Origin of the sequence: Pseudomonas huaxiensis (assembly GCF_003231275.1) — a bacterium.
GTDB lineage: Bacteria > Pseudomonadota > Gammaproteobacteria > Pseudomonadales > Pseudomonadaceae > Aquipseudomonas > Aquipseudomonas huaxiensis.
The window spans coordinates 134,810-148,139 of record NZ_QKVL01000008.1 but is presented as its reverse complement, the minus strand read 5'-3'; the positions used below and the strand labels follow the sequence as shown (position 1 = coordinate 148,139).

Annotated in this window: 12 protein-coding genes; 6 read left to right on the top strand and 6 right to left on the bottom strand. The window is 61.5% G+C overall.

Annotated features, from left to right (window positions below; translation table 11 throughout):
- Positions 1-3: 3 nt before the first annotated feature.
- The 6 genes from DM374_RS12355 (at position 4) to makE (ending at position 5,143) form a co-directional block, all read left to right on the top strand.
- On the top strand, positions 4-681 hold the full coding sequence (locus DM374_RS12355; RefSeq protein WP_110970062.1) for a TetR/AcrR family transcriptional regulator: 678 nt from the start codon (positions 4-6) through the stop codon (positions 679-681).
- Positions 682-940: 259 nt separating this feature from the next.
- A complete protein-coding gene (gene makC / locus DM374_RS12350; RefSeq protein WP_110970061.1) occupies positions 941-1,333 on the top strand; it encodes an alpha-pore-forming tripartite toxin MakABE regulator in 393 nt (130 codons plus the stop codon).
- A gap of 34 nt (positions 1,334-1,367) precedes the next feature.
- The gene (gene makC / locus DM374_RS12345) at positions 1,368-1,769 is read left to right on the top strand and encodes an alpha-pore-forming tripartite toxin MakABE regulator (RefSeq protein WP_110970060.1); all 402 of its coding nucleotides are present in this window, start codon (positions 1,368-1,370) and stop codon (positions 1,767-1,769) included.
- Between the two features lie 21 nt (positions 1,770-1,790).
- Positions 1,791-2,888 carry an alpha-pore-forming cytotoxin subunit MakB gene (gene makB / locus DM374_RS12340; protein WP_110970059.1) on the top strand — a complete coding sequence of 366 codons (1,098 nt, stop codon included), beginning with the start codon at positions 1,791-1,793 and terminating at the stop codon, positions 2,886-2,888.
- A 35-nt stretch (positions 2,889-2,923) separates the two neighbouring features.
- Positions 2,924-4,042 (top strand): alpha-pore-forming cytotoxin MakA, encoded by a 1,119-nt coding sequence (gene makA / locus DM374_RS12335; RefSeq protein WP_157969687.1) that lies wholly within the window; start codon positions 2,924-2,926, stop codon positions 4,040-4,042.
- Between the two features lie 39 nt (positions 4,043-4,081).
- On the top strand, positions 4,082-5,143 hold the full coding sequence (gene makE, locus DM374_RS12330) for an alpha-pore-forming cytotoxin subunit MakE (protein ID WP_110970057.1): 1,062 nt from the start codon (positions 4,082-4,084) through the stop codon (positions 5,141-5,143).
- Here the strand turns inward: makE and DM374_RS12325 are convergent.
- From DM374_RS12325 to DM374_RS12300, 6 genes are all read right to left on the bottom strand, one after another.
- Positions 5,130-6,479: a T6SS phospholipase effector Tle1-like catalytic domain-containing protein gene (locus tag DM374_RS12325; RefSeq protein WP_177431549.1), complete on the bottom strand. Its 1,350-nt coding sequence runs from the start codon at positions 6,477-6,479 to the stop codon at positions 5,130-5,132. The two genes, makE and DM374_RS12325, sit on opposite strands and share 14 nt — an antisense overlap.
- 99 nt (positions 6,480-6,578) lie before the next feature.
- A complete protein-coding gene (locus DM374_RS12320; protein ID WP_110970055.1) occupies positions 6,579-6,956 on the bottom strand; it encodes a response regulator in 378 nt (125 codons plus the stop codon).
- Positions 6,957-7,012: 56 nt separating this feature from the next.
- Entirely contained in the window at positions 7,013-8,257 is a 1,245-nt protein-coding gene (locus tag DM374_RS12315; protein WP_110970054.1) for a hybrid sensor histidine kinase/response regulator, read from the bottom strand.
- Positions 8,251-8,826, bottom strand: coding sequence for a chemotaxis protein CheB (locus tag DM374_RS12310; protein WP_110970053.1), 576 nt, complete (start codon positions 8,824-8,826; stop codon positions 8,251-8,253). Before DM374_RS12310 ends, DM374_RS12315 begins: the two co-directional genes overlap by 7 nt.
- Positions 8,823-9,644 carry a CheR family methyltransferase gene (locus DM374_RS12305; protein ID WP_110970052.1) on the bottom strand — a complete coding sequence of 274 codons (822 nt, stop codon included), beginning with the start codon at positions 9,642-9,644 and terminating at the stop codon, positions 8,823-8,825. The genes DM374_RS12310 and DM374_RS12305 overlap by 4 nt, the downstream gene beginning before the upstream one ends.
- Entirely contained in the window at positions 9,641-13,153 is a 3,513-nt protein-coding gene (locus DM374_RS12300) for a response regulator (RefSeq protein ID WP_110970051.1), read from the bottom strand. The genes DM374_RS12305 and DM374_RS12300 overlap by 4 nt, the downstream gene beginning before the upstream one ends.
- Between the last annotated feature and the right edge of the window lie 177 nt (positions 13,154-13,330).

The following is a 13,330-nucleotide window of genomic DNA, read 5'->3' as shown; positions in this document are numbered from 1 at the left end:
ACCATGCCCAAGACCTGTGCCGAACGCTGCGCCGATTACGAAGACCGTCGCGACAAGGCTCTCGAACTGTTCGCCGCCAAGGGGTTCGGCCAGGTCAGCATGCGCGAGCTGGCTGCCCATGTGGGCCTCACCGCCGGCTCGCTCTACCACCATTTCCCGAGCAAGCAGCACCTGTTGTTCGACCTGATCGAAGAACTGTATGAAGAGCTGCTTGCCACCCTGCATCCGGTTGGCCGCGGCAAGCACACCACGGTGCGCCTGTCCGTGGTGATCCGCGCGCATTGGGCGCTACATGCTGAACGGCCGCTGCATTTCCGTCTCGCCGAGCGCGACCTCTGCTGCCTCAGCGCTGAGCAACAGGCGCACATCGCGCAGATGCGCCGGCAGTACGAAAGCCACCTGCTGCTGGCGATCGCCCCGTCCACCAGCCTCACCGGCCCGGCTCTGGAGGCTGCGGCGCATGTCGTCGCCTGCATGCTCAACAGCCTGCCGGGCTGGCTGCAACATTCGCCATTGCCCCAGGCCCAGCGCCTGGCATTGATGGAAAACATGCTGCTGGGTACGATCGAACGCACGCTGCCAGGCAGTGGAAGCAGCGACTGGGAGTGCACCTTGCTCCAGGTTTCCAGGGTAAAACCACGCCAGACTGGCAGCGGGTCCGTGGCGCAAAACCTGCTGTAAGACATTCCCCCTTCTTTTCGTGCGCGAGAGCCCTTGCCTGGCTCCCACGCAGCCGCCCCCACTGAGGCTTTTCGTCCGTGCGCCTTACGGGACCGGCCCAAAAACATGGACGAACATGGCTCTAACCTTCGTAGGAGATCGCCTCCGCCGTCTTGCCCTTCTCCCACACCTTGCCTAGACCTTACCCACGGTAGCCATAGATGGCTCATTGAATTCTCACCGGGCTCGACCGGTGGGCATTTCAATCTGGAGAAGGACTTTGAACAACATCAACATTCTGATTGTCGTGGATGTCACGGGGGCGCTCGCCGCCGGCACGCTGCAGGGTTGTGTGTACCTGGTAGACACCAATAAATACCTGGGTTCATGGCAGGAAGGGCAAAGCACCCTCAACACCGTTTGTCAGGATGGTCAGACACTGACCTGGTCCGTCACCCCGATCGAGCCCGGCAGCACGATCGTCATCGCCGGGTTCTCCGGCCAGGCGGTCGACCAACGAATCTGCATCCCGACCCAGGACCCCTTCCTGGGCAACACCGTCTGGAACGGCCTGGTAGAAACCCAGGGCGCCTTCGCCAGCTATCCCTACTCCGTCACCCTCTCCATGAGCGGCAAAGCCATGAGCTTTTCGAGTTATTTGAAGGTGGTCTGACGAAACCTTTTCACTCACGCAGGAAGCTAACTCAATGGCAAACGAAATCTATGTGCTGGTGGTCGTGGACGTCGAAGGCGCACTGGCCAGCGGCAACCTTGGCTCGAATGTGTATCTGGTCGATACCAACAAGTATTTCGGCTCATCCGGCGAGGGCCAGGAGGAGTTGGTGACCAACTGCACGGACGGCCAGATCATCATCTGGTCAGTCAGCCCGATCAACCCGGGTGACGACGCCGAAATCACCGGATTCACCGGACAGGCCATCGACCAGAAGATCTGCATCCCGCAGCAGTCGACCCTGGTCACCGGAGAAACCGTCTGGTCGGCGCGTATCGAGTCCCAGGGCACCACCGCGAAGTACCAATACAGTTGCACGCTTTCGTTCGACGGCAACGCGATGACGTTCGACCCCTTCCTCAACGTCACCGCCTGACAGGCGAAAAGGGAGCCCATCATGCTTGCGCCTGACGTCAACGACACCCTGGACAAACTCACCGACGCCTATTCGGGCATCGTCGGCGTGGACAGCTTCGCCCTGAGTTGCGAAAGCATCCACATCGCCTCGATACCTGATGAGCCAGATTGGCTGTCGGCAGTTGCCGATGAATTCCAACAACTCGATACGGCGGCGGATGCCTGGCAACTGGACCGCGCGGCCATCTGGGCGCCGGTGATCCTGGCGTTCGAGAACTACTACGCAATGTTTACCGGCGTCGCAACGCTGTCACCCACCACCAATAACGACGCCGCGTTCTGGATCAAGCTGCTCGGCGAAACACTGCTGCCTCAGGTGAACAAGAGCCTGGAGGCAACCCGGGCGTCGCAGAACGAACTGGAACAGCGGATGGAGGCGTTCAGCGTGGTGTTGCCGGCCATGAACAAGTCCATTGCCCAGGGCTGGAACGCGCTGGCCAGTGAGGAGCAGCAGATGCTGCAACTCACCGAGCAGTTGGGCGAGCTGGTCGAGTCGGTCCAGGCCTTGAGCAGCAAGATGACCAGCGAAGACATCGCCTCTGGCAAGGGCATCGCCCAGTCCTCGGTGTCACTGCTGTATGCCGCTGCAGCAGCAGGTGCCGAAGCGACGCTGCCGATCGCTGGCGTGGCCATGGCGGCGATCAGCATCGGTCAGAACTTCTACGACTTGATCGCCGATGACAATCAGTTGATCGCGACCATGAACCAGATCAACGAGATCCAGGCGCAACTCTCGGCCGACGCGCTGGGAGTCGCCCTGACCAAATCAACCCTGCAGACCCTCTACCGCGTTGAAGGCCAGTACCTGGCGCTCCGTGATGCCCTGCCCGGCCTGGTCGACCTGTGGGTCACCCAACAGGCAAAAACCCAGGATGCGATCGACGCCTTGCAGGCCGGCGCGCAGCCTGACCAATACCTGGACCTGCTGACCCTGCCCCAGGCGCTGGCTGCCTGGGAGTCGATCAATACCTTCGTCACCCAGCTATCGAAGATTGATATCACCGTCGGCGAACCCGTAACGGTGGATATTGCCGCGGCCGAAATCCGGCCGACCTTTGCCAATTTTTTGCAGAACTGACTGGACGTCCAATTCCCCACCGCCAGAGGATATTCATGATGAATGTTGCCCTGCTCGACGCGACCGCCCCCAACAACCTCGCCCCGGCCCCCGATACCCTGATCGGCAATACCGGGGTCTCCTACAATGCCGCGCAGTTGATTACCTTCGCCTGCCATGCCGTGGACAACACGGTGTTCGTCTCCCCGACACCTCAGCCGAGCTGGTTCGACACCCTCAACGGTGAGCTGGGCGTCGCCCAGACCCTCGCCCAGCAGTGGATCGATACGCTGGGCCCGGACGTGAGCAAGACGATTCCCCTGCAGGTCATCGACTTCGGCTCCGACTTCACCGCGGCGACCAACGCGATCCTGCAGATCGTTCAGCAGAACCCGACCGCCTCCGGTGCCACCAACCCGTACGTGATCGAGGTGCAGACGATTATCCAGCAGACCCTGCTGCCGCCAATCCAGGCCGTGATCACTCAAATGACCCAGACCAACACCGACCTGGTGACTTGGGGCAACTCGATGCAGACCGCGCACAACAACCTGGTCAGCGGTGCAACCAATATCCAGTCGGCGGAAACCCAACTGCAGGCCGATATCGGTCAGATGAACGCCGCCATCGCGGCACTCAACGCCGAGATCACTCAAGAGAATCAGGCCATTGCGGCTTCGGCGGCGGGGATTGGCATCGGCATTTTCGCGCTGGTGGTCGGCGTAGCCCTGGCCCCGGAAACCGGCGGTGCGAGCCTGCTGGTCGGAGGCGTCATTGGCGCGGCCGGGATCATCGGCGGTGGCGTGACCTGGGGTGTCATGCAAAGCAAGATCAATGATCAGTTCAATCAAATCGCCGCCGACCAGCAGGAGTTGAACGACGATCAGCGCCAACTGGTCGCCTTGCAAGGACTGCAAATGGCCTCCGACGGTGCCGTGGCAAGCATCGAGCTGGCGACCCAGGCCCTGTCCAAGCTCATGACCCAGTGGGGAACGCTCCAGGGTGAACTGCAAGGTGTGGTTACGCAGTTGCAGTCGGCGGAGGCGCAATTGTCGACCATCACTGAAGGCATATTCACCCAGGCGGCGGTCACGGAATGGACCCAGGCCATCGCCACGGCGAACAATCTGGTCAACGCCCAGGTGCCGATCCAGTCTCAGACGCTGCCCATGTAACCCTGGTACTCGCCCCTCCAACGACAGGAAATCCGGCCCATGGCGTTCGATGCCACACAGACCAACCAGCAGATCAGCAACTCGATCGGCACGATGCTGTTGCTCAATTCGTCGTGCCAAGCTTTGATCGAGGCATCGATAGCCCCCTCGTCGTCGCCTTGGTATCCGGTGCTCGACCAGGAGCTGGGCCAAGCGGAAAACCTCGTCGTTGGCTGGCGCCAGAATGGCTACCTGTATTTCCAACAACAGATCCTGGCTCAGATCAACGCCTGCGCGCAGGCGTTCCTGACTGCGCAACCCAAACTCGACAGCCTGTTCGAGCAACTGCAAAACCAGTTCGACAGTACCCTCCAGGCCAGTATCATCGCCTCGCTCAATGCCCTGGAAGAACCGGTGCAGGCAATGATCGACGCAACAAACGCCTACACCGGCAAGCTCGCCACCTTCAACACGCAATTGGCCGTACCCTACGCCAGCATGAACACCAGCGTGGCCCAGATACAGGCGCAAGAGGCGGATATCCAGGAGCAGATCACCACGATCAATGCGCAGATCGCGCAGTTGCAACAGCAGGTCCAGACCGACCGCCAAGCCATCGCCAGCGCTCAGGCGCAAAAAACCAGCGGCCTCATCGAAACCATCTTCGGCGTACTGCTGACACCCCTTACCGGCGGATTGTCGCTGGTGCTCGCCGGCATCGGCGTCGCCACCATCGCCCAGGCCCAAGCGCAGGTGTCCTCGCTGGAAACGACCATTTCCCAATACCAGGGCACCATCGCCAGCGACCAACAGAACCTTTCCAGCGATCAACAGCAAGTGGCGACACTGAGCGGGCTGTCCATGAGCCTGTCGCTGGTGTTGAGCGATGTCGCGGACATGAGCACCGCTCTCGGTGCGCTGAACACCAGTTGGGGCGTGCTCTCAGGTGAGCTGGGCAGTGCCGCCACCGACGTTGCCCAAGCCGAAAACGCACAGCAAGCGATTGTCGCTCAGGTCTGGTTCGACGCGGCCTGCACCACCTGGCAGGCCATCGCCGACTTTGTCGAAACGATGCAGGCCAACAATGCCCCGCAACCAGTACTCGTGCCTATCGGCCAGTAAGACGCTCAGGGCACCACGGGTTGGCGTGGACGACTCTCTTCTCGTTGAGCGCCGGCCGGTTGACATGCAGACCGTCGAACAGCGGGTTATGACCGTTCAGGCTGATCTGCCAGTGCGCCGACAGATGAATGTAGTGACGGCGCAGCAACGCGTACTCGCTCTCGTCCAAGTCATGGGCCGCCTGCACACCCAATCCGTAGGCCCGCAGTTTGCTGGCAATACCCTGTAGCGCTTCAGGTATCTGCGCATCGTCGGGGTCTAACGCCCGCAACGGCACACCCGCCTGTATCGCCCGTTCATGCATGATCGCGAGGTAGACCCGCGACAGCTCGCCATGCACCCACCGCTCACCGAAAATTCGCACATGGACGCGTTTTTCTCGCTGGATATCGGTTTTCGGCAGAAATGGCTGATCAATGCTGTGGCTGTCCAGACGCACGTCGAAATTCAAGGCCTGCCAGGTTGCACGGCACTGCTCCAAGTGCTCGCTGGCCTGCCGCCAGGCCTGGCTTTTCTCTACCGGCAGATGGTACGGCTCAAGGCTGCTCCAGGGACGCGCCAGCAGTAACTGCTCGGTTTCTTCCGGGCGGTAGCCGCCGCCCAGATCGGTGTGCGAGCCGGGCAGGAAAATATCGTCTTCGCTGGCCACTAGCGGGAAGTTGGCCCGCCACTCATCCGCCGCGACCAGGTGCACTATCTCCGCCGCCACTCCCGGCCTCAGCCCCAACTGCAGGCCGTGGTAATCGTCGTTACCCGCACTGAAATTTGCCTTCAATGGCGCAATGATCGCCGCCACCGTATCGAACAGGCCGACAAACCTGATCCGCACGGGGTAACCGCCCAACACCTGGCGCAAGTCGCTGGCAGCGTCGTCCAACTGGTTGGCCACATGACGTGCCGCTGCGGCGCCACGGCTGAAACCAAACAGATCAATTTCGACGGAGCGGATTACCACGTGCGGGTGGTGCTCAAGAAATTCGCGCATCCGCGAGGCCAGGCAATCCGGCAACGCCTCCAGCCGCGCCCACACACCGCTGCCATAGCGTCCGGTCGCCTGGCTCAGCAGTGAGTCGGCGCCACCGTCGCGCGTACCAACGCCTTCGATATAGAGCGCCATCGCCGCCCGCGTCGAGCCCGGATCAAGGCACTGCTGCGCCTGTTGCGGATATAGCTGGAACAACCGCGCCACATTGCTCTTGCCGCTGGCGTAGCTACCTGAGGTATTGCCTGAGGTGACACCTTGCTCATGGTTATGCAGATTGAGCCCGGTGCCGTCAAAGAACAGCCCCAGGTGCAGGGTAATAGCGTGAGGGTCGGATGGGAGTGACGGATTCATGACGGTTCCTGTGTCGAGAAAACAAGGAACCGATCGGACCATCCCTCCGAAAGGCGGGATGCAGGTTAATTTCCCTTAATTCGTATGAATCGCCTGATTCTAGCGAAGCAATTGCTGAATCTGCTCGCGCAGGCTGTCCAGATCGAACGGCTTGGCCAGGATCGGCGCACGGAACGCGATCGGGCTGCCCGACTCGCGGATTTCCGCGGGGTAGCCGCTGATGAAAATGACTTTCAGGTCAGGCCGCAGCTTGACCGCAGGCTCGGCGATATCGACCCCGGAAATCCCGCCCGGCAGGCGGAAGTCGGTGACCATCAGGTCCAGGTGCGGCTTGCTGGCGAGGATTTCGAACGCCTGCGCGCCGTCTTCGGCCAGCAGAACGCGGTAGCCTTCGCCCGACAGATAGTCATTGAGGACCATCCGGATAACCGGCTCGTCTTCGACGACCAGTACTACATCTTGTGCATCTTCACTCATGCCAACGCCTTGATTCGATTCATTCAGGTGGTGTCGTTCGTTCATAGACCCCTGGCTTACGCAGAGGTTGCCTGTTGTCGATCACTTTCATTTTCCGGCGCATTTCCTTGCACATCGCATACCAGCGGCAAGCGCACGCTAAACGTCGCGCCCTCGCCTTCGGCGCTTTGCACCACGATGCTGCCGCCATGGGCCTGGACGATCTGCTCGGAGATATACAGCCCGAGGCCAAGCCCGGCGACGCTGAATTTGGAGCTGACCCGTTCGAACTGCTGGAAAATCCGCTGCTGGTTCTCCGGGCTGATACCAATCCCTTCGTCACGCACTTCGACGCAGGCCATGCCGTCCTCCGCCGCCACCCGCACATGCACCGGGCGCCTGGCGCCATAACGCAGGGCATTGGTGAGCAGGTTGGCGATCACCTGCTCGATGCGGAATTCATCCCAGACCCCTTCCACCGCGTCGTTGACCGTCAGCTCGATGGACGAGCCGGCAGCCGCAGCCTGGGCGGCGAAGTTCTCCACCAGGCCGCTCACCAGTTGCGCCAGATCGAAGGGTGACGGCCGGATCGACAGTTTGCCGGTGCGGATCCGCGAGACATCGAGCATGTCTTCGATCAGGCGGATCAGGCTATTGATCTGACGTTCGTCGCGCTCGACCATGGCGCGCATCTTGTCCAGGGCGAAGGCATCGGCGTTGTCCCGCGCCAGGTGCAGCTTGCGCAACTGGGTTTCGAGAATCAGGCCGTTGAGCGGCGTGCGCAGTTCGTGGGAGACGATGGACATGAAGTCATCGCGCATGCGCACCGCGTGCTCCAGCTCGCCGCGTGCGACCTGCAACTGCTCCAGCAGCAGTTGCTGCTCCTGACGGCCGCGCTCCAGCGCCTGCAATTGTTGGTCGAGGGCCTTGCGCTGGCGGTACAGCTCAACGAACACCGTGACTTTGCTTTTTACCGCATGGGTGTCCAGCGGCTTGTGCAGGAAATCCACCGCGCCGCTTTCGTAGCCCTTGAAGGCATAGTTCATCTCCCGCGCTGCGGCGCTGACGAAGACGATGGGAATGTGCTTGGTCTTTTCCGTGCCGCGCATCAGTTCAGCCAGTTCGAAGCCGTTCATGCCCGGCATCTGCACATCGAGGATGGCCAGGGCGAACTCGTGTTCCAGCAGCAGCGACAGCGCCTGGTCGGCGGAGCTTGCCTGGTACACCGCGCGATCGTTGCCCTTGATCAGCGCTTCGAGCGCCAACAGGTTCTCCGGGAGATCGTCGACGATCAGCAGTTTGGCTTGGATATGGCTTAGCATTGTTGTTTTTCCAGCTTGGCGAGCAGATGCCCGATGCCGTTCAAAGGAAGTATGTGGTCGGGCCGGTGCAGCGCCAGCGCAGCGCTGGGCATGATCGCAACCTGGGCCTGAGCCGGGTCCTGAACGACGGTAAGACCACCGTACTCGCTGATTCGTGCCAAGCCTCTTGCACCATCTTCATTGGCGCCGGTCAGCAGCACGCCGACCAGGGACGGGCCGCAGGCGTCAGCGGCGGATTCAAAGAGGATATCGATCGAAGGCCGCGAGTAATGCACCCGCTCTTCCTGGCTCAGGGACAGGCTGCAGTCGTGCTCCAGCGACAGGTGATAGCCGGGGCAGGCGAAATAGATCATCCCCGCCTCCAGGCTTTCCTTGTCCCGCGCCTCGCGCACCGGCCGCTTCAGCTTGCGCTCGAAAACCTCGGCAAGCTGGCTGTCGTGGTCATCCGGCAGGTGCAAGACGCAGATCACCGGAACCGCGAACTCCCGCGGCAGCAACGCCAGCACCGACAGCAGCGCACTGACGCCACCCGCCGAGGCGCCCATGACGATCACTTCGACCCTTTTCATGATTTACGGTAGATCCGTTCCGGCTTGACCAGCGCTTCGAAGCGGTCAGCGTACGCGGAGAAATCCAGGGTTTCCTTGCTACCCAGCACCAGGAAGCCACGGTGGCACAGCGACTCGTGAAACAGCCCGAACGAGCGGTCCTGCAGGCCCTTGTTGAAGTAGATCAGCACGTTGCGGCAAGACACCAGTTGCGTTTCGGAGAACACACTGTCGGTGGCCAGGCTGTGGTCGGCAAAGGTGACGTTTTCGCGCAGGCTGCTGTCGAGAATGGCATTGCCGTAAGCGCAGGTGTAGTAGTCGCTGAAGGCGCGCTGGCCGCCAGCGGCGATGTAGTTCTGCTCGTAGTCGCGCATCGACTCCATCGAGTAGATGCCCTGCTTGGCCTTCTCCAGTGACTTGGGGTTGATGTCGGTGGCGTAAATGATGGTGCGTTCCAGCAGGCCTTCCTCGCGCAGCAGGATGGCCATGGAATAGACCTCTTCACCGGTGCTGCACCCGGCGATCCAGATTTTGATCGAGGGCCAGGTCTTCAGGTGCGGCACCACTTCCCGACGCAGCGCCAGGAAGTGGCTGGGATCACGAAACATCTCGCTGACCGGGATGGTCAGGAACTGCAGCAATTGCAGGAACATTCCTGGATCGTGCAGCACCCGCTCCTGCAGGGCGGTGATCGTCGCGCAGTCGAAATGTCGCGCGGCGTGCAGGATCCGGCGCTTGATCGAGGCGCCGGAGTAATCGCGAAAGTCGTAGCTGTACTTGAGGTAAATGGCCTCGATCAACAATCGGATTTCAATATCGGTGTTACGTTCGCTATTCAAATTCGCTCCAGTTGCGGCAGCCAGACACGGATCAGGGAAAACAGCCGGTCCAGGTCAATCGGTTTGGCCAGATAATCATTGGCCCCGGCCTGCAGACAACGCTCCTGGTCGTCCTTCATCGCTTTGGCAGTCACGGCGATGATCGGCAGCTTGCGCCAGCGCGGATCCTTGCGGATCAGGCGGGTGGCCTCGAAGCCATCCATCTCCGGCATCATCACGTCCATCAACACCAGGTCGATATCGCTGCTCTGCTCCAGTTTTTCGATGGACTCGCGGCCGTTGCGGGCAATCTCCACCAGTGCGCCCTTGTGCTCCAGAGCGCTGGTCAGGGCGAAGATGTTACGCACGTCGTCGTCCACCAGCAGGATCCTGCGCCCCTCGAAGACCTTGTCGCGGCTGCGCGCGGTCCTGAGCATCCGTTGCCGTTCATGTGACAGCGTCGATTCGACTTTGTGCAGGAACAACGTCACTTCATCCAGCAGGCGCTCCGGCGAGCGGGCGCCCTTGATGATGATCGAGCGCGAGTACTTGAGCAGTTCGGTTTCTTCGTCACGGGTCAGGTTGCGCCCGGTGTAGACAATTACCGGCGGGAACGCGCGGATCTCGTCGACGGTCATGCGCTTGAGCAGTTCGTTGCCGAGCATGTCTGGCAGCTTGAAGTCGATCACCATGCAGTCGTAGATGTTCTCGCGCAGCAGTTTCAGGGCTTCCTGCGCGGTCGCCACGGCGCTGATCTGCACATCGTCGTCGCCGATCAGACGGGCGATGCTTTCACGCTGCAGGTCGTCGTCTTCCACCAGCAGGATGTGCTTGAGTTTCTGGGTCAGCTTGTCTTCCAGGCGGGCGAACACGGTTTTCAGCTCATCGCGGCTGGTCGGTTTGACCACATAACCCACGGCGCCCATGTGCATGGCGGTCTCTACCCGGTCCTCGACGGAAATCACGTGCACCGGGATGTGCCGCGTGGTGGCCAGTTCCTTGAGCCGCTGCAGCACGGTCAGCCCGGAATGGTCGGGCAGGCGCATGTCCAGCAGGATGGCGTCGGGAATGAACTGCTCGGCCAGTTCGAAGCCATCATCGGCGGCTTGCGCCACCAGGCAGTTGTAGCCCAGTTCGTGGGCCAGATCGAAGAGGATCCGGGCGAAGTTCGGCTCGTCCTCGATCACCAGGATGCAGCGGTTGGCGAACGGCGCCAGTTGGCGGTCGTCTTCGAAGGACAGACGCTTGGCCGGCGCCGCCAGCGGTGTCGGCGGCAGCGGATCGATCAGCGCTGGCGCAGTCACGACCGGTGCGGACAACGGCTGCGGACGCGACATGGGCGAAGGCCCGACCTGTTCGACGATCGGCTCGTAAGCCTCCGGCAGGATCAGGCTGAACACACTGCCCTTGCCCGGTTCGCTCTGCACCTGGATCTGCCCGCCCAGCAGGCGCGCCAGATCGCGGGAAATCGACAGGCCCAGACCAGTGCCGCCAAAGCGGCGGTTGGTGGTGCCGTCGGCCTGCTGGAAGGCTTCGAAGATGAGCTGCTGCTGGTCCGCCGCGATGCCGATGCCGCTGTCGCGTACATGGAACACGATGCCGCTGGCGGGCTGATGAGTGACCGTCAGGCCGACCTGACCGCGATCGGTGAATTTCAGCGCGTTGGACAGCAGGTTCTTGAGAATCTGCTCCAGGCGCTGGCGGTCGGTGTAGAGGGTCGCCGGCACATCCGGCTCGATGGAGACACTGAAGGCCAGGCCCTTGTCCGCCGCCAAGGGCTCGAACATGCCGCGCAGGCCCTCGGCCAGACGCGCCACCTGGGTGGTTTCGGCGCGCACGTCGAGCTTGCCGGCCTCGACCTTGGCGATGTCGAGGATGTCGTTGATCAGGTTGAGCAGGTCGTTGCCCGCGGAGTAGATCGATTCGGCGAACTTGACCTGCTCGGAGCTGAGGTTTTCCTGCGGGTTCTCGGCCAGCAATTTGGCCAGGATCAGCGAGCTGTTGAGCGGCGTGCGCAGCTCGTGGGACATATTGGCGAGGAATTCGGATTTGTACTTGCTGGAGCGTTGCAGTTCCTCGGCGCGCTCCTGCAACTGCACCTGGGCTTCGTTCAGCTCGGTGTTCTTGTGGTCCAGGGCATCGCGCTGGGACGCCAGGGCGTCGGTGCGTTCGGCCAGTTGCTCGTTGGTCTGTTCAAGTTCGGCGCGCTGGGTTTCCAGGTAGGCCTGGGACTCCTTGAGCACCCGCGATTGTTCTTCCAGCTCTTCGTTGGCGGTTTTCAGCTCTTCCTGCTGCACCTGCAGCTCTTCGTTGAGTTGCTGGGTCTGGGCCAGCACTTCCTGCAAGCGCTGGCGGTAACGCGCGCTCTCGATGGAGGTGCCGAGGTTGTTGGCGATCCGCTCCAGCAACTCGCCGTCGCGCGGGTTCAGCGGGCGCAGGAAGCCCAGTTCGAGCACGCCATTGACCTGGCCGTCGTTGTTCGACGGCATCACCAGTACGCTGCGAGGCAGGCCCTCACCGAGCCCGGAACTGACTTTGAAGTAATCTTCCGGCACGTCTTCCAGCGCCATCAGACGCCCCTGGCTCACGGCTTCGGCCAGCAGCCCTTCGTGGGAACCGACCACCTGTTCGCGGGACTCCTGCTCGCGGGAGAAGCCATAGCTGGCGACCCGGTGCAGATCACCTTGCTCGTCACGCACATACAGCGCGGCGACCACGCTGCCCAGGTAGTTGGAGAAGAACTGCAGAATGTTGTGGCCCAGGGTCGGCAAGGTCTGCTGTCCCAGCACCCGCTCGGCCAGTTGCGACTGGCCGCTGCGGATCCAGCCCTGTTGCTGCAGGAGCTCGGCGGCGCGTTGCTGGGCCTGGAGGTTTTCCTGGTAGTTGGTGGACAGGTTGATCAGGTCACGCCGGCCAATCCAGGCCAGCAGGCCGCTGATCAGGATGATGAACGCCAGGTACAGGGAAATGGACACCCAGGTGGTGGTGCTGACCTGCTCGTTGCGCTTGGCCCGCAACTGCTGCTCGAGGGCGACAAAATCTTCGTATTCCTTACGGACCTGGTCGGTCAGGCGCTTGCCGCGGCCGGCTTCGATATCCGAGCGGTAGTCACCGCCACTGCGGCGCAACTGGATCATTTCCCGGGCAAAAATGTCCCACTCGGCCTGCATCGCCTCCAGACGCCCGAGGCGGTCGAGCTGCGTCGGGTTATCCGCGACCAGCTCGCGCAGGGTCTTCATCTGCGCGCTGATCCGCGGTTTGGCCAGTTCGTAGGGGTCGAGAAAATGCACGTCGCCCGTGAGCAGGTAGCCACGCATGCCGGTTTCCATATCAATGGAAAGCTTCAGCGACTCGTTGGCGTTGTTGATCACCCGGTCGGTGTGACCAACCCACTGGATGACCGAAAGCAGGTAGGCGATTACCGTGACAAACACCACGGCACTCAACAGGCCGACCCCGAGGGGCAGGCTGATATTGCGCACCAACAGCTTGCGGAAGCGCTGTTGGTCGGTTGAGGCTGAATGATTCATCTGTAAGGTCCGGGCGGCAGAATTGGGTTGATTTTTTGTCTTATGGTTCAGGTTTTCGATCTGACATGCAAACCGCAACCACGCTGCCCCTCCCAGTTTATCCATGTTCACGGCAATCGACAGGGCACAAAGCCAGTATTTGAGGCATCGGTTCGCCAATCGTTCCCTGCTTCAACG